This window comes from Butyricicoccus sp., assembly GCF_977037065.1.
Map to the genome: position 1 here is coordinate 26,063 of NZ_CDRQNY010000022.1, position 17,748 is coordinate 43,810.

The following is a 17,748-nucleotide window of genomic DNA, read 5'->3' on the forward strand; positions in this document are numbered from 1 at the left end:
CATTACTTAATGGTATTTTTGAGCCGTTTTTCCGCCTCAGCCAGATTGAGCATCAGCATTTTGGAAACGCCCTGCTCCTGCATGGTCACGCCGTAGAGCATATCTGCTTCTTCCATTGTACCACGTCTGTGGGTAATTACAATAAATTGTGTCGAATCTGTCAGGCGGCGAATGTATTTTGCAAACCGCTGCACGTTTACATCATCGAGCGCGGCTTCGATCTCATCGAGCACGCAGAACGGCGTAGGCCGCAGCTTGAGGATCGCAAAGTACAGCGCAATAGCGACAAACGCCTTTTCACCGCCCGAAAGCAGCGTAATCGTTTTCACCGCCTTGCCCGGTGGAGACACGCGGATGTCGATACCGCAGTTCAGGATATCCGAGGTATCGGCAAGCTGCAGTTCGGCGTGTCCGCCGCCGAAGATCTCGCGGAAGGTATCGCGGAAGTACACATTCAGCTTGGCGAACTCGGACGCAAAAATCTCCTTCATGCTGACGGTCAGCTGGTCGATGACCTTGTGCAGATCGGTCTGCGCGGTCTCGAGGTCGTCCTTCTGCTCCCGCAGAAAGCTGTACCGCTCCTGCACGCGCTGAAATTCGTCCACCGCATCCAGATTGACGTTGCCGAGCGCCCGCATTTTCACGCGCAGCTCCTGCACACGGCCGCGCGTTTCACCGAGGTTTTCAATCGGTTTGGCGATCTCTGCCGCCGGTGTGGGTGTCAGCTCGTAGCTTTCCCACATTTTATCCAGAATCTGTGTTTCCTCGGTTTTCAGCTGGGCCGCGCGGTTTTCCAGTCGGGCGGTCTCGCGTTCGAGTTCAAGGATTTCCTCGTTGCGGCTCTGTGCCGCCTTTTCCAGACGGACCCGTTCGCCCTCGGTCTGTTCGCGCCTGCCGGTCTGCCGCGCAAGCTGTTCGCTGAGCAGCTGGGCGGTTGTGTCTCGTCCGTGCCGGGCTGCGCGGACTTGGGTGAGTTCGTCGGTCAGTCGTGCGATTTCCGCCGCAAAGCCTGCAATCGTCTGCTCCGCACCGGACACGCCCGCGTCAAGGTCGGCCTTGAGCCGCTCAAGCTCCGCGAGTGCGCGTGCCTCGCTGTCCTGCGCCGTGCGCGTCTCCGCAAGCGCGGTCTGCGCGGCTGTGATGTGCGAAGCCGTCTGCGCAAGCTGTTCTGCGGCGGCGTTCACTGCCGTACGGTGCTCGGCGCAGACCTGCTCGGCGGCGGCAAGCGCCTGCTCTGCGGCAGACCGGCGCTCCGTGCAGGCGGCAAGTGTCTGTTCGTACTTTTGCTGTGTCGATGTGAAGTTAGTCTGTTCAGAAATCAGGCTGTCATACCGTTTCTGCAGGCTTTCCAGCAGGAATTTATGCTGTTTTACCGAAGCGGCAAGTCCGGCTCTCTCCTGCTCCGCGTGCCGGCGGTCGGTTTCGATGGCCTGCGCCCGCCCGGCAAGCGATTCCAGTTCCTGTCTTGCAGCCTGCTCGGTCTGTGCCAGCGTTTTTCGCTCCTGCTCGAGTGCGCGCACGCGCTCTTCGGCGGCGTGCAGGCGTTCCGCTCGAGCCAGTGCGCCCGTTCCTCGGGAGGCTGAGCCGCCTGTCATCGCGCCGCCTGCCTGCAGGATTTGTCCGTCTAATGTAACGATGCGGAACCGGTGTCCGTACGCCTTTGCCAGCGCAAGCGCGGTGTCCATATTCTCCGAAATGACCGTTCGCGCCAGCAGATTGCACACAATATTCTTATATTTTTCATTAAATCTGACAAGAGCATCCGCAGTGCCGAAGCAGCCGTTCTGCCGTTCCAGAGCGGTCTCCCGCAGGCTGTTCGCCCGAATGGTATCCAGCGGCAGGAAGGTCGCGCGGCCGCCGTCCGTGCGCTTGAGGTACGAAATGCACTGCTTGCCCACGCTCGTGCTGTCCACCACGATGGAGGACGCCGACGCACCGAGGGCAGTGTCGATTGCCGTCACGAACCGTTTTTCGGTTGTGATAAGTGCGGAAACCGGGCCGTGCACACCGTTCATCACGCCTTTTTCGGCCTGCCGCATGACGGCTTTCACCGACCGTGAAAAGCCCTCGTACTCGTGCTGCATATCGGTCAGCATTTTCACGCGGCTCTGCATTTCACTCAGCGAGGACTGCGCTGCTCGCAGGTCGTTCTGCGCCTGCTCGGCCTTTCGGCGGCAGGTCTCCGCCTGAACGGCAGCCGTCTGCGCCTGCTTTGCCGTTTCGGCAAGCGTTTGCTCGCACGCGGTCAGTTCCCGCTCGAGATTGTCCTGTGCCTGTTTTTCGGTATCCAGCTGCTGTGCCGCTGCCGCGATTTCGGAATCCAGCGTCATTTTACGGTCGCTCATGCCCGCCAGACCGCTCTCGGCGGCTGTTCGGTCGAGTTCGAGCGCGTGCAGCGTGCTCTCCTGTTTGCGCTGTGCCTGCTCTGCCTGCCGAAGTGCCTGCTCGGCCTGTGTGCGCTGCTGCTCCTGCCCGGCAGACTGTTTTCGGAGTGCATCCAGTTCAGCCGACTGTGTCTTCTCCTGCTCGTTCAGCGCAGAAATACGCTCGCGCCGTTCGGTAAGCTGCGCATCCATGCTCTGCACCTGCTCGGCGCGGTGCGCGCTCTCCTGCCGCGTGCGCTCGATATTCTCCTCGCAGTTGCGGATGTTCGCCTGAATAACCGCCTCACGGCTGATCTGCTCGGCGGCAAACTGCTCGGCTTCGCGCAGCTCGTTCCGCAGACGTTCGGTTTCCCGGTCAATTTCGCGCAGCGATTCAGCCAGCTGCTCGGACTGCGCATACAACGTTTCCTGCTGCTGTTTTGCATCCGCAAGCTGCTTTTCACAGGTTGTCTGGTCTTTATTCAGCTTGGCAGTGTCATTCTTGAGCTGCTCGAGCGACAGCAGCCACAGCGAAACCTCAAGCACGCGCAGCTCATCCCGCAGATGCAGAAACCTTTTCGCCTTGTCAGCCTGCTGCTCAAGCGGCTCAAGCCGGTTTTCCAGTTCGCCGTACAGGTCGCGGATACGCACCAGATTTTCCTCGGTGGCTGACAGTCTGCGCTCGGCTTCCTCCTTGCGGTAGCGGAACTTGGTGATGCCTGCGGCTTCCTCAAAGATTTCGCGCCGGTCCTCGCTCTTGAAGGACAGGATCTCGTCAATACGGCCCTGTCCGATGCTGGAATAGCCGTCGCGGCCCAGACCGGTATCCATAAACAGCTCGTGCACGTCCTTGAGGCGGCAGTGCTTTTTGTTGAGGAAATACTCGCTCTCGCCCGAGCGGTAGTACCGGCGCGTGACCATAATTTCGGTAAATTCCGAGCGGAACACATGCGCCGAATTGTCCAGAATGAGCGAAACCTCGGCAAAGCCGACCGGACCGCGCTTGGCTGTGCCGCCGAAGATCACGTCCTCCATCTTCGCGCCGCGCAGAGACCGCGAGGACTGCTCCCCCAGAACCCACCGGATGGCATCCGAAATATTCGATTTTCCCGAGCCGTTCGGACCGACGATCGCCGTAATGCCGCCGAGAAATTTGATCTCGGTGCGATCCGGGAACGACTTGAAGCCCTGTAAAATCAGGCTTTTGAGAACCATATGCCACCTCTTTATTATAGATAGTTTTATTTTACCACTGCGGCAGTATCTTTTCAACGACTAACTGCGTCACGCAGAAAAAAGAGGTCGATTTCTCGACCTCTTTGCCGTTTATCTCTATTGCGGTCTGGCGATAAGCGTCAGCATCCCATATTTTCCAAGGCCTTCTTCGCCGCCATCTGCTCGGCTTCCTTTTTGCTCTTGCCGATGCCCTGCGCGAACACATTGGAGTTGAGCAGCAGCTCCATGGTGAACCGCTTGTCGTGGTCCGGGCCGGACTGCCCTGCCAGACGGTATTCCAGCGTTTCCTGCTTGTTCTTCTGCACGATCTCCTGCAGCATGGTCTTGTAGTCCTTGAACGCGCCGCCTGCCAGCGCAACCTCGACCTTATGCGGGATAAACCGCAGCACGAACGCACGGGCAGGCTCGATGCCGCCGTCCATAAAGATAGCGCCGAGCAAAGCCTCGGTCGCGTCAGCGAGAATGGACGCACGCTTGCGTCCGCCGCCCATCTCCTCACCGTGCCCCAGACGGATGGCTTCCGGGATACCGATCTCGTGCGCGATCTCGTCCAGTGCGCCCTCGCAGACAACTGCCGCGCGCAGCTTGGTCAGGTCGCCCTCGGGCAGGTCGGGATAGTGCGTGAACAGGTAACCCGCCGTGACAAAGCCCAGCACGGAATCGCCCAGAAACTCCAAGCGCTCGTTGCACTGCAAATGCGTGCCGTGATGCTCATTCGCATAGGACGAATGGGTCATCGCCAGCCGGAGAAGGCTCTCGTCCTTGAATTTATAGTCAATTTTCAGCATTTTTGTTCCTTCTTCCTGTGGATCACTCGGAAACCGTCATGTACTGAATGTTTTCCTTTACTGCATCGATCATGCCGGATTTGGTGTACGCGATGGCCTGACGGACCGCGTTCATCACCGCAATTTCGTTGGACGAGCCATGCGCCTTGATGACCGGCTTTGCGATGCCGAGGAACGGCGCGCCGCCAATCTTGTCCTGATTGAACACCTCGCGGAAGTCGTCCATGCCTTTCTTGCACAGCAGGTAGCCGAGCTTGGTGCCGACAGACGCCATAAACACGCCCTTGATCTCCTTCGACATGAACTTCGCCACGCCCTCGATGGTCTTGAGCTGCACATTGCCGGTAAATCCGTCGCAGACAGCAACATCACACGCACCGAGCGGCACCATGCTGCCCTCTACGTTGCCGACAAAATTCAGACGGCCCTCGTCGCCCGCCTTTTTCAGCAGCGCGTAAGCCTCCTTGCGGAGCGGATCACCCTTGGTATCCTCCGTGCCGTTGTTGACAAGGCCGACACGCGGCTTGACGACACCGTTTATCTTCTCCGCATACAGCGAAGCGAGGAACGCGAACTGGAGCAGCATTTCGGCGGTGCATTCGGTGTTTGCACCCGCATCGCACAGCATGACCTGACCGTTCGCGCATGGCATAACCGGTGCCAGTGCACCGCGTCGGATGCCCTTGATGCGGCCGCCGTACAGTGTTGCGCCGGTGAGCAGTGCGCCGGTGTTGCCCGCGGAAACGAGCGCGTCGCCCTCGCCGGCCTTGAGCAGCTTGAACGCTACCGCCATGGACGAATCCGGCTTGCGGCGGAGTACCGTTGCGGGATCGTCGTGCATATCGACCAGATCGTTTGCAGGCATGATGGTAATGCCCTTGACATCGGAAAGTCCCTTCTCCTTGAGGACATTCGCTACGACCTCCGGCTTGCCGACCAGCAGCACTTCCTCGCCGTATTCCCTTGCGGCCAGTGCGCCGCCCCATACAGCGGATTCGGGCGCGTTATCGCCGCCCATCGCATCAACGATGATCCTCATATTAAAGCTCTCCCTTCAGTTTTTCGATCTGCTCGAGCGCCCGCTCGGAGATTTTGGTGTTCTTCTCCCGCTTGCCCTTGATTTTATAGCCGAGCGGCTCGATAATGCCGAAATTGACGTTCATCGGCTGGAACTTCGCGACCGTGTGGTCGGAGATGTAGGTCGCCAGTGCGCCGGTGGCGGTCAGGCGGTCAAGTGTCGGCATCGGTTTGCCGAGCACGTCCATGGCCGCTGCCACGCCTGCCACCCAGCCGGAGGCGGTGGACTCCACATAGCCTTCTACGCCGGTCATCTGGCCCGCAAAACGGATGCGCGGGTCGGATTTGAGCGCGTAAGCTGCATCCAGCAGGCGCGGCGAGTCGAGGAACGTGTTGCGGTGCATGACACCGTAGCGCACAAACTCAGCGTTACGGAGCGCCGGGATCATGGAGAACACGCGCTTCTGCTCACCGAATTTCAGGTGGGTCTGGCAGCCAACCAGATTGTACAGCGTGCCGTTTGCGTTGTCGCGGCGCAGCTGCAGGACCGCATACGGATCCTTGCCGGTTTTGGGGTCCGGCAGGCCGATCGGCTTGAGAATACCGAACCGCAGCGTGTCAAAGCCGCGGCGTGCGTTAACCTCGATGGGCATGCAGCCCTCGAACACCTTGGAGTCCTCGAAGCCGTGCACCGGTGCTTCCTCAGCGGTGGTCAGCGCGTTCCAGAACGCCTCGTACTCCTCGCGGGAGAACGGGCAGTTGATGTAATCCGCCGTGCCCTTGCCGTAGCGGGATGCCTCGTAGGCAGAATCCATATCGATGCTCTCAGCCGTGACGATGGGCGCGGCGGCATCGTAAAAGTGCAGGAAATCGCCGCCGACCTTGGCGTGGATGGCGTCAAACAGCGTATCCGAAGTCAGCGGGCCGGAAGCGATAACGACTCTGCCCTCCGGAATCTCGGTCACTTCACCGTAGACCACCTCGATATTCGGGTGGTTCTTGATCTTCTCGGTGACGGCTGCCGCAAAGGCCTCGCGGTCAACCGCCAGTGCGCCGCCTGCCTCAACGCGGTGTGCATCCGCACAGGAGAGGATAAGGCTGTCCAGACGGCGCAGCTCCTCCTTGAGCAGACCGGCGGCGTTCGCCAGCTCATCCGAGCGCAGCGAGTTGGAGCACACCAGCTCGGCGAAATCGTCCGAGTGGTGCGCAGGCGTGTGCTGCACCGGCTTCATCTCACACAGGCGCACGGAAATGCCGCGCTGCGCCAGCTGCCATGCAGCCTCACAGCCGGCCAGTCCCGCGCCGACTACTGTTACCATTTCACTCATTCGGCGCTCTCCTTTGCCGTGGTCTTTTTCTTTGCGGCAGGCTTTTTCGCTGCTGCTTTCTTCTCAGCGGCTTTTTTCGCCTTCTCAGCCGCCTTTTCTGCTTCATACTTTGCCAGAGCCTTGGCGTACTGCTCCTGCTGCTTGGCAGTCAGCTCCTGTACGGCCTCATCCTTCAGCTTTTTGAATTTATTGGTGGTCTTGGTCATCCACGGCAGGGTTTTCTTCGCGGTGGATTTCTTGACAGCCGCCTTTTTTGTTACCTTCTTGACCTTTTCCTCGGTCTCGCCGTTCTTCTCGGCGGCTTCCTTTGCGGCAGCACGTTCCGCAGCCTTGGCGGCACGCGCTTCACGCATCTTGCGGCGCTTTTCGGTTTCCTCAGGCGGCAGGCCCTCCTTGACCAGCTCCTTGTAGCCGCAGCCCTCACGCAGGCAAACGTCCGTGACCTCCTTGGAATCGCGGTCGGTGTGGCGGAACAGCGAGGAATCGCAGTTCGGGCACTTGGTCTTGAGCGGCTTGTCCCACGTCATGAACTGGCAGGTCGGATAGGTGTCGCACGAGTAGTACACATAGCCGCGTGCGGACTTTTTCTTCACGACCTTTGCGCCGCAAACCGGGCACGCCGCGCCGGTGTCCTCGGTGATGGGCTTGGTGTTGGTGCACTCCGGGAAACCCGGGCACGCAAGGAATTTGCCGAACCGGCCGGACTTGATGACCATATTGCGTCCGCATTTCTCGCAGATAACGTCGGTCACCTCGTCCTGAATCTTGATGCGCTTGCCCTCCAGATCGATCTCCGCCTGCTTGAGCGCGGCTTCAAAGCCGTCATAGAAGTTGTGCAGCAGCTGGATATAGTTCAGCTTGCCCGCTTCGACCTCGTCCAGCTCGTGCTCCATGTTGGCGGTGAACTCGTAATCGGCAACCGACTTGAACTCGTCAACCAGCAGGCCGGTAACGCCTTCGCCGAGCGGCGTCGGACGGAGCGCCTTGTTCTCCTTGGTGACGTAATCGCGGTCGATGATGGTCGAGATAGTCGGCGCATAGGTGGACGGCCGGCCGATGCCGCGTTCCTCCATCGCGCGGATGAGCGATGCCTCGGTGTAGCGGGCCGGCGGCTGCGTAAAGTGCTGGGACGGCTCGATCTTCTCGGCGGTCAGCTTGTCGCCCTGATCGAAGCGCGGCAGCGGCTTTCCTGCGGAATCCTGCTTTTTCTCGTCGTCCGTGCCTTCCTCGTAAACCGCAGTAAAACCCGGAAACGCGACCGTATGACCGGATGCGCGGAACACCTGACCCTCGCAGACGATATCGGCGGAAACCGTATCGAGAATGGCGTCTGCCATCTGGCAGGCCACAAAGCGCGACCAGATCAGACGGTACAGCTTGAACTGATCGGGTGTCAGGTACTTGCGGATTTCTTCAGGCAGCAGCTGCACGTTGGACGGACGAATGGCTTCGTGCGCGTCCTGCGCGTTGCCCTTGGTCTTGAACACACGCGGCTTGCCCGGATAATATTCCTCGCCGTAGCGGCCGCGAATGAATCCAGCAGCGGCAGCGGTGGCCTCGTCCGCCAGACGGAGCGAGTCGGTACGCATATAGGTGATAAGGCCGGTCAGACCGTATTCACCGAGTTCAATACCTTCGTACAGCTCCTGCGCGATGCTCATCGTGCGGCGCGGCGTCATATTCAGCTTGCGGCTGGCTTCCTGCTGCAGCGTTGAGGTGATGAACGGAGGTGCGGCGGTGCGCTTTTTCTTGCCGCGCTTGATATTGCCGACGGTGAACGGCTTGCCGGTAACGGCGTTGACAACGTTCATCGCCTGCTCTTCGTTTTTCAGCTCGGCCTTGCCGTTCGCGTCGCCGTAGTAGCGCGCTGAAAACCTGCCGCCGTCCGCGGTCTGCAGCAGGGCCTCGATCGACCAGTATTCCTCCGGCACGAATGCGCGGATTTCGTTCTCACGGTCCACGACCAGACGGGTTGCAACGCTCTGCACACGACCTGCGGACAGACCGCGCTTGACCTTGCGCCACAGGAACGGCGACAGCTGATAGCCAACGATTCGGTCGAGAATGCGGCGTGCCTGCTGTGCATTTACCAGATCAATATCAATATCGCGCGGGTTCTCGATACCCGAGCGGACCGCCTGCTTGGTGATCTCGTTAAAGGTCACGCGGCGGGAATTCTTGTCCTTGAGCTTGAACAGCTCCTTGATGTGCCACGAAATCGCTTCTCCCTCGCGGTCAGGGTCAGTTGCGAGATAGACGAAATCGCTCTTGCGGATTTCGCTGCGGATTTCCTTGATGATTTTATCTTTACCCTCGATCGGCACATATTCCGGCTGGAAATCGTGCTCGATATCGATGCTCATTTTCTTTTTCGGCAGATCGCGCAGATGTCCCATCGAAGCCTTGACGACATAGTCCGAACCGAGATATTTTCCGATCGTCTTTGCCTTGGCCGGGGACTCCACGATGACTAACTTAGACATAAAAACCTCCAGAAACTATTTCGTACGCAACCACGCTTGCGTACGAGAGGATGTACCGAACCGCGGGTTCGGATACATCCCATGCGGAGAAAAGTTCCTCCTTTGTCGAAACCTTTCTCCGCACTTGTATAAAAAGGGTGATACATGCTCCCCCTTTTTATGAATTTCCTGCGGAAATTCTATTGAATGCGCACCTTACGGTGCGGAATGCGTGTATTTCTTTTCTTCTCTCTCCTGCTTATCACCAGGTACCGAGGATGAGTCTGCCCTTTTCACGGCGCAGAATCCCATCCATTTCCAGCATGGTGACAAGGCTCATCACCCGCGGCGCTGCCAGACCGCAGCGATCGATCAGCTCCTCGGGCGTGCTCACACCGTTCCGCACGAGCGTGACGACGGTCTTTTCATCCTCATTTAAGCCGTCCGGCAGCGGTTTTGCAGCCGCAGACGGCTGTTTGGGTTCGGCCTTCGCCTTTTCTGCGGCAGCGGCGCGGCGCTGTTCGGCCTGCTGCTCACGCCTGCGAATGTCCTCCCAAGCACTTCTGGCAGCCGGTTCCGGATACTCGCCGGTCTGACGCCGGAACGCCTGCTGTACCGCCTGCTCGGGCATCATGCCGCTGTACTCGCGCACGAGCACGGTCGGACTGGTCAGCAGCGCAGCCTCGCCCTTGGCGATCAGCTCATTGCACGACTGCGACTGCGGCGCGTCGATCGGACCGGGCACGGCGTACACATCGCGTCCCTGATCAAGCGCGTGACGCGCGGTAATAAGCGCACCCGAACGCCAGTCGCTCGCCTCCACGATGACGGACGCGACCGACAGGCCGCTGATAATGCGGTTGCGCTGGTGGTAATTGCGTCCGTGCGGCTCGGTGCCGGGCGGATATTCGCTGATGATAGCACCCATGAGCAGGATATCGCCCATCAGGCTGCGGTGCTGCGGCGGATAACACACATCGGGTCCGCCCGCCAGCACGGCAACGGTCAGACCGCCCGCCTTCAGCGCACCGCGATGTGCCGCGCCGTCATTGCCGAGCGCCATGCCGCTGACGGTTATCATGCCCGTCCGGGCAAGCGTTGTGCCGATCTGATCGGCGACTTTCAGACCATACGGCGTCGCCTTGCGCGTGCCGACGACGGCTACGGCGGGAACGCTGTCGAAATCCGGCCAGCGTCCGCGCACATACAGCACGGTCGGCGGATCCGGGATCGCCCGCAGGCGGTCCGGGTAAGCGCTGTCGCCAATGGTAATGATCTGGATATTCTTTTCCGTGCAGGACCGGATGACCTGCTCTGCTTCGGACGTATCCTTGTCGCACAGCAGATCGACATGGGTCTTGCGCAGCTCACACGGCGCAGCTGTCAGTGCCTGCCGATCGGCAGCGAACACCGCCTCCGGAGAGCCGAAGGCATCGAGTACCTCGGCGGCTGTGCGCGAGCCGAGTCCGCGCTTGAGCGAAAGCCAAACATAGCTGAGTCTTGACGGCATAGTGCCCGCCTCCTCATTTTGTCATTTCGTAGATCACGATGGCCGCGGCAACACCCGCATTGAGCGATTCGGCACGGCCCTTCATAGGAATGATCACGCGCTTATCGGACAGACGGAGCGCCTGCTCGGTCACGCCCTTTCCCTCACTGCCGATGATAACGGCGGCTTTGGAAAGCGAAACCGAGGAAAGCGGCACGCTGTCCTCATGCAGCGCGGTGGCGTACAGCGGCAGACCGTTCCGGTGCAGCCGTTCGGCGGCCTCCGCAAGCGGCAGCGTCACGCACGGCAGACGGAACACTGCACCCATCGTCGAGCGCACGACCTTGGGTGAAAACGGATCGGCGCAGCCCTCGCACAACACAACGGCACCGAGCGCGAACGCTTCGGCGGTGCGTAAGATCGTGCCAAGGTTGCCCGGGTCCTGTAAGCCGTCCAGCAGGAGCACCTGCCCGGCTCCGTCCAGCGCGGCTGCCGTCCACTGCGGCTGCTCGCAGGAAAAGATGACGTTCTGCGGCGTTTCCACCTCACTTGCGAGTTTGAACAGCGCATCCGGTGCAGAATAGAGCGATGCTCCCTGCTCTTCCGCCTCTTTGACGAGCGGACTGTCCCAGCCGTCTCTCACAAGCACGGTTTTCAGCTTCGCGCCCGAACGCAGTGCTTCTCCCAGCATTTTTTCGCCCTCGCACAGCATTTCCCCCGTGCTCCGGCGGTATTTTCGTTCCCGTCCCAGCCGCGCAAGGTGCTTAAGCGCGGCATTCTGACGGCTCTGTATCTCAATCAATCCAGTTCCACCACCCTGCTCACAAATTTATTTTCGCCCATGATAAACAGAAGATCATCCGCCTCGATGGCTCTATCCGGCTTAGGACTTGCATCCAGTGCACCCTGTTCACCATGACGGACGGCGAGCACATTCACTTTATGCTTCTGCCGCACGTCAAGCTGCACCAGCGATCTGCCGACCCAGCTTTTCGGCGCGTGTATCTCCAGAATGCTGTATTCGTCCGACACGCCGATAAAATCCACCACGTTGGTATGTGCCAGGCGCTGTGCCAGCTTGCAGCCCATTTCGCTCTCCGGCAGGACAACACGGTCCGCACCGACGCGCTCGAGCACCTTGGCATGCACAGTGCTTCTCGCTTTGGCAATGATGTATTGCGCGCCCAGATCCTTGAGCATGACTGTGATGAGGATGCTCGCCTCCATATCCGTACCTACCGCAACAATACAGCAGTCGAAGTTGCGCACGCCGACGGCCCCCAGCACGGCTTCGTCCTGCGCGTCGCCCTGCATGACCTGCGTCACATCATCCGCGATGCGCTGCACGCTCTCGACGTTCTCGTCGATGGCAAGAACCTCCTGACCAAGCTCGGTCAGCTCCTGCGCAACGGCGGTACCGAATCGGCCCATGCCGATCACCAGAAAGGATTTCATATCTGTCTCTCCTTTGGATAACTGCTTAATCTACTTCACCATAAAGGCATCATCACGCAAAATGCCGAAAATGTAATTGCGGAATGCTGCCTCAACCAATAAACACATCTGCGTCCGGGTATTTGAGCCTTGGCGGCTCTCTGCGGCGCATGAAAACGGCAACGCCGAGCGTCAGCACACCGACACGGCCCATATACATCATCACGATCAGAATAACGCGCGAAGCCGCCGCCAACGTCGGTGTCAGACCCATGCTCACACCGACCGTGCCGAACGCGGAGACCGCTTCAAACAGGCACTGGTGAAACGGTGCGTCCTCGATTCCGGCGATCGCACAGGCGCCGACCAGACAGAGCACGCCGCCTGCCATGAGCAGGGTTACGGCGTTCATGATGCTGCGCGGCGCAATCGTCCGGCCGAACGCCGAAACCGTTGTGCGCCCGCAGAAGGCGCTGATGGCCGTGAGCACGAGCACGGCCGCCGTCACGGTCTTGATGCCGCCTGCTGTTGAGCCGGGCGATCCGCCGATGAACATGAGCAGGCACGACACCGCCTGACTCGGGCCGGTAAGCGCGCCGAGGTCGATGGTGTTGAAGCCTGCCGTGCGCAGGGTCACGGACTCAAACGCCGCCGCAAGCAGCTTGTGCGGAGTATCAAACGCACCGAGCGTTGCCGGATTGCTCCACTCGAACAGCAGCGTCCAGCCAAAGCCGAACAGCAGCAGACCTGCCGTGGCCGTCAGCACGATTTTCGTGTGCAGGCGCAGACGGCGGAAACTGTGCTTGTCCCACACGTCGCTCCACACGAAAAAGCCGAGACCGCCGAGCACGATGAGCGCCATCAGCGTAATGTTCACGAGCGGATCCTCCGCCCAGCCGATGAGCGACTGAAACGGATCGTCCGGTGTGCCCATCAGGTCAAAGCCTGCGTTGCAGAATGCCGAAACCGCGTGGAACACGCCCATTGTGATTCCCTTCGGGAAACCGTAATGCGGCACGAACCGGCAGGACAGCAGAACCGCTCCCGTCCCTTCGATGATGAACGTGCCGAACAGCACGCGCCGTGTCAGACGGACAATGCCGCCGCCGTCCGACAGATTAAGCCCCGCGCTCATCACCATGCGCTCGTGCAGCGTGATCGTTCGCCGCAGGACAAACGACGCAATAGCCGCGACGGACATAAAGCCGAGTCCGCCGATCTGAATCAGCAGCAGGATGACGCACTTGCCGAATACCGACCAGTGCACCGCCGTGCTGACCGTGACGAGTCCGGTAACACAGCTCGCCGAGGCTGCTGTAAACAGCGCGTCGAGAAACGGCGTTATCTGTCCGTCTGCCGCCGAAACCGGCAGCATCAGTACCAGCGCACCCACCAGAATCGTCAGCGCAAAGCCGACGGCAAGCACCGTCGGCGCCCGCAGTCCCAGATGCCGCTTATGCACCATAAAAATCTGCGTCTGCACGATAAATCCCCTCCTTTAACGATGCTGCAGTATGATATACCGAAAGCCTGAACGCACCGTTCAGGCTTAGGCTGTCGGCGAAACTACAGTTTCGCTGACAAGCAGGAACGGACCACGGGCCGTTCCAAAGTCGTCCGAAAGTTCCAATACAGAAACTTTCTCCCTCCAGAAGTCAAAAAGTCAGGTACTCGCCCCGACTTTTTTGCATTTGCAAAGCAAATGCTATTTTACACACGCTGTCGCGCGAATTGGCTGAAGCTGCATGAATATTGACCTTTTCGACAAACCGAGCCTGACCATACCGTTCAGGCTTCAAACAGGCATACATTATATAATAGTATAACATCGAATTTTTGACTGTTCAATATAATCTTATACCCGAAATTTTTCGATAAGTCAAGCGATTTACGGAATTTTTCCACGCAAGAATAAGCAAGTGCTCTCTGATTTCCAACAGATCAGAGAGCCCGGAGGGGGCTGCCGCCGGCAAATACTCCAACAATCCGGCAGACAGAGATTTATTCCACAGTTCAAACGCATCTACACATGTCCCTTTTCACGGTGAGAGGGAACCGCATTGAACTGTAAAATAACACAAGTAACAAATGGTACGTTTTTTTGCGTACCCACCCAGTATAACACTATATCCTGCACAGTCAATAGTTATTTTTTGCCCAAAGCCTGCTATTCCTTAACGCAGATGAGCCTTCCGGCACAGGTGGCTGCCGGAAGGCTCAGGAGAAAGATTAAGATGCTACCAGATTCGGGAGGAAATATACAATCTGCGGGAATACCGTTACCAGAATTACCACTGCGATGATAATCAGGATGAACGGGATAACGCCGCGGTAGATTTCCTGTATTTTGACCGACGGCGGCACAATGCCCTTGATGTAGAACAGTGCGAAGCCGAACGGCGGCGTCATGAAGCAGGTCTGCAGCATAACAGCTGTAACTGCGACGATCCACAGGCGGTCAAAGCCGAACATATCCATAATCGGCAGGAAGATCGGGAACACGATCATAACGATACCCAGCCAGTCGAGGAACATGCCCATAACGAATACGATCGTCATCATGATTGCGAACGCGCCCCATTTGCCGATGCCAACGCTCGAAATCCAGGTTGCGATCAGCTGGTCGCCATCGAGCGACATGAAGATGCCGGTGAAGGCAGACGCGCCGAACAGGATGATGAATACCATCGCAGAAGTCTTTGCGGTGTCGATCAGCGAATCGTACAGCATTTTGAAGCTGAACTGCTTGTAGAAAATTGCGAGAATAAGCGAGAACAGTGCGCCAACGCCTGCCGCCTCGGTCGGAGTTGCCCAGCCGGTGAAGATGGAACCAAGCACGCCGACGATCAGGATGACCGGCGGGATCAGGTTGATGAGCGAACCGGTGATGCGCTCACGCAGCGGCATGGCAGCCAGCTCTTCGGTAGTCATCGCCGGACCGTAATCCGGGTGGATATGGCAGATGACGAACACATAGATCATGTAGAACAGCGACAGGACAAGACCCGGAACGATGGCGGCGAAGAAGATCTTGCCGACCGATACATTCGCATAGGAGCCCATCGAAACCAGCATGATGGACGGCGGGATCAGGATGCCGAGCGAACCGCCCGCACACACCATGCCGCACGCGAGAGACGGCTTATAGCCGCACTTCAGCAGCACCGGTACGGACAGCATGCCCATGGTAACAACGGATGCGCCGACGATACCGGTCGTGGCAGCAAACACGGTGGAAACCACGATCACTGCCAGACCGAGACCGCCCTTCAGAGGACCAAGCAGGTAGCGGATAGAGAGGAACAACCCATCCGCAACCTTGGAATGTGTCAAAAAGTTTGCCATCAGCACGAACATCGGGATGGCGACCATGGAATAGCTTTGCATCTGGTCGTACACCTTGGTCATGGCGATGGTGATGCCCGGGCCGCCCCAGGCGAGATAACCGATAACAACACCGGCGCCGCCGAGGACGAACGCAAGCTCCTGACCGGCCGCAAGACCGATGATCATGATAAGGAACAGTACGCCAAGCAGGATCGCGCTGAGCTGTGTTGCGCCAACGCCGGACTGCGTGACAAGATTGGTCAGCATTTCCATCATGCAGCGTCGCCTCCCTTCGTATCATCCGTGCCGGAAACGGCTTCACCGATGCCGCGCACGCACTTGAGCATCTCGGAAATGCCCTGCAGTGCGAGCAGCGTCATGCCGACGAACAGCGCCAGCTTGACCGGCCATGCCGGCGGCGCCCATACCGAGTAGCCGCGCTCACCCGTGGTATACGAGCGAAGGAAAAATCCGAAGCTCTCGGGCACGAGCACGAATACGAACGGAACAAAGAACACCAGATAGGTAATCAGGTGCAGAATGTTCTGCGCAAGCGGTTTAAGCCGTGCATACAGCACATCAACTGCAACAAAGGCCTTCTTCTGGAAGCCGTAGGCGCAGACCATGATAATGTAGCAGCCGAAGGTCATGCAGATGACGTCCATCGTCCAGATCTGCGGACTGTGGAACAAACGGCGCAGCACGACTTCGGTAACAATGACCGCGAGAATGCCAAGAACGGCGAAGGAAGCAATCCTGCCGATCCAGTCATTGACGAGGTCGATCACATCGCAGATGCGTTTGATCACTTTCATATATTACACCTCATCTTCTGAGGCTCCGTGCTCTCAAAAGAGAGCACGGAACACTCTGTCGGTCACTTTTCGGATTCATCGTAGTTGAAGCCCCAGCCGTAGTCACCGAGCATTGCGCGGTAGGTATCGGCGTGTTCACGGTAATCCTGCATAGAGCTGTATACCATGTTGAAGTTTTCATTCTTCGCAGCTTCTTCTTCGTAAACCTGACGGCAGGTCTCACGGATGGTATTCCAGTCGTCCTGGTTCATCTTGGTGACGACGCAGCCGTCCTCCTCGAGCATCTTCTTGGTGGAATCGAAATCCATCCACAGGTAGCGGGACAGCTGCTCGGAGGTGCAGATCTCAGCCGCCATCTGGATGGCGTTCTGGTACTCCTCAGGAAGCTCGTTCCACGCGTCCTTGTTGATCATAACGCCGTTGACACCGCCGGACTGATACCATGCAGGCGAGCACCAGTACTTGGCAACCTCCTGCAGCTTCAGCGAATCATCCGAGCACGGCGTGGAGAACTCGCCGCCGTCGATAACGCCGCGCTGCAGGGACTCATAAAGCTCGCTTGCCGCAACGGTGGTGATGTTGATGCCCAGCTTTTCCGCTGCACGGCCGGCCATAACGCCGCCGAGGCGGATCTTCATGCTCTGCATGTCCTTGATAGAAGTGATCGGCTTGGTCGAACGGATACCGGACTCTGCGTGATTGATCATGATTGGGAAATACGTCATGTTGTACTTGCCGTACATATCCTGATAGCACTGCAGACCGCCGCCCTGGGTGATCCAGATGTAGTAGTCCATGCCGGTGAAGTTATCCATTGTAGTGGAGAGCAGTTCAAAAGCGGTATCCTTGCCGCTCCAGTAGCCGCCCCAGTCACCGCCGCACTGGATGGTGCCGTTCTGGACGTAATCGAACAGCTGGTTTGCCGCACAAAGCGATCCCTCCGGATAGTTGGTGATGGTGAAGCGTCCGTCGGTCAGCTGGCTGACCAGCTCGGAGAAGCGCTCGTCACAGGTGAAGTGAATATTGCCGTCACCCCAAGTGGAACCCATCTTCCAGGTGATGACCGGCAGATCACTGCTGCCGCCTGCAACTGCATTGGCGTTTGCCGCATCCATCATGCCGCTGTCCGCAGCATTGCCGCAGCCGGACAAACCAAGGGTTGCCGCACCGACTGCACCGCAAAGCAGACCTGCCATCAATCTTTTGATTTTCATCTTTTTAGCCTCCTTGTTCGTTTTCCTCTATCGAAAACGCCGTTTTGCGGACGTTTGCGAACAAACTGGTCATGCACAAGGAGGGGATTCTCGCTAATCGCTGTCGGCCAGTGCCTGTACGGCCTGCACGACCTCCTTCTGCGCATCGGAAAGGTGTTCGTAAATCGGCTGCACCGCTGCACGGAACTTTTCGGCCTGCTCCTCATCGAGCAGCGCCATGTAGCAGCCGCTGCGGGATGCATGCAGCATTGCTCGAACCTCTGCGCTCTGCCAGT

Annotated in this window: 12 protein-coding genes and 1 pseudogene; all 13 read right to left on the reverse strand. The window is 58.6% G+C overall.

Annotated elements, in window-relative coordinates; translation table 11 throughout:
* Positions 1 to 2: 2 nt before the first annotated feature.
* Positions 3 to 3,578 carry a chromosome segregation protein SMC gene (gene smc / locus ACWVX6_RS08460; protein WP_455152894.1) on the reverse strand — a complete coding sequence of 1,192 codons (3,576 nt, stop codon included), beginning with the start codon at positions 3,576 to 3,578 and terminating at the stop codon, positions 3 to 5.
* Between the two features lie 140 nt (positions 3,579 to 3,718).
* Positions 3,719 to 4,387, reverse strand: a complete 669-nt coding sequence (gene rnc, locus ACWVX6_RS08465) for a ribonuclease III (RefSeq protein WP_117750987.1) — start codon at positions 4,385 to 4,387, stop codon at positions 3,719 to 3,721.
* 22 nt (positions 4,388 to 4,409) lie between these two features.
* The gene (plsX, locus tag ACWVX6_RS08470) at positions 4,410 to 5,426 is read right to left on the reverse strand and encodes a phosphate acyltransferase PlsX (RefSeq protein ID WP_455152895.1); all 1,017 of its coding nucleotides are present in this window, start codon (positions 5,424 to 5,426) and stop codon (positions 4,410 to 4,412) included.
* A gap of 1 nt (position 5,427) precedes the next feature.
* A complete protein-coding gene (gene trmFO / locus ACWVX6_RS08475; RefSeq protein ID WP_455152896.1) occupies positions 5,428 to 6,732 on the reverse strand; it encodes a methylenetetrahydrofolate--tRNA-(uracil(54)-C(5))-methyltransferase (FADH(2)-oxidizing) TrmFO in 1,305 nt (434 codons plus the stop codon).
* Positions 6,729 to 9,215, reverse strand: coding sequence for a type I DNA topoisomerase (topA, locus tag ACWVX6_RS08480; protein ID WP_455152897.1), 2,487 nt, complete (start codon positions 9,213 to 9,215; stop codon positions 6,729 to 6,731). The genes trmFO and topA overlap by 4 nt, the downstream gene beginning before the upstream one ends.
* A gap of 241 nt (positions 9,216 to 9,456) precedes the next feature.
* A complete protein-coding gene (gene dprA / locus ACWVX6_RS08485; protein WP_455152898.1) occupies positions 9,457 to 10,704 on the reverse strand; it encodes a DNA-processing protein DprA in 1,248 nt (415 codons plus the stop codon).
* A gap of 13 nt (positions 10,705 to 10,717) precedes the next feature.
* Positions 10,718 to 11,485 carry a TrmH family RNA methyltransferase gene (locus ACWVX6_RS08490; protein ID WP_455152899.1) on the reverse strand — a complete coding sequence of 256 codons (768 nt, stop codon included), beginning with the start codon at positions 11,483 to 11,485 and terminating at the stop codon, positions 10,718 to 10,720.
* Positions 11,482 to 12,138 carry a potassium channel family protein gene (locus ACWVX6_RS08495; RefSeq protein ID WP_118285384.1) on the reverse strand — a complete coding sequence of 219 codons (657 nt, stop codon included), beginning with the start codon at positions 12,136 to 12,138 and terminating at the stop codon, positions 11,482 to 11,484. The genes ACWVX6_RS08490 and ACWVX6_RS08495 overlap by 4 nt, the downstream gene beginning before the upstream one ends.
* Before the next feature lie 91 nt (positions 12,139 to 12,229).
* A complete protein-coding gene (locus ACWVX6_RS08500) occupies positions 12,230 to 13,600 on the reverse strand; it encodes a TrkH family potassium uptake protein (RefSeq protein ID WP_455152900.1) in 1,371 nt (456 codons plus the stop codon).
* Positions 13,601 to 14,346: 746 nt separating this feature from the next.
* Entirely contained in the window at positions 14,347 to 15,720 is a 1,374-nt protein-coding gene (locus ACWVX6_RS08505; RefSeq protein WP_202183493.1) for a TRAP transporter large permease, read from the reverse strand.
* Positions 15,717 to 16,259, reverse strand: a complete 543-nt coding sequence (locus ACWVX6_RS08510) for a TRAP transporter small permease subunit (protein ID WP_110436437.1) — start codon at positions 16,257 to 16,259, stop codon at positions 15,717 to 15,719. Before ACWVX6_RS08510 ends, ACWVX6_RS08505 begins: the two co-directional genes overlap by 4 nt.
* A gap of 62 nt (positions 16,260 to 16,321) precedes the next feature.
* Positions 16,322 to 17,473, reverse strand: a complete 1,152-nt coding sequence (locus tag ACWVX6_RS08515; protein WP_270439619.1) for a TRAP transporter substrate-binding protein DctP — start codon at positions 17,471 to 17,473, stop codon at positions 16,322 to 16,324.
* 93 nt (positions 17,474 to 17,566) lie between these two features.
* A pseudogene (locus ACWVX6_RS08520) lies at positions 17,567 to 17,748 on the reverse strand (hypothetical protein); the annotation flags it as partial.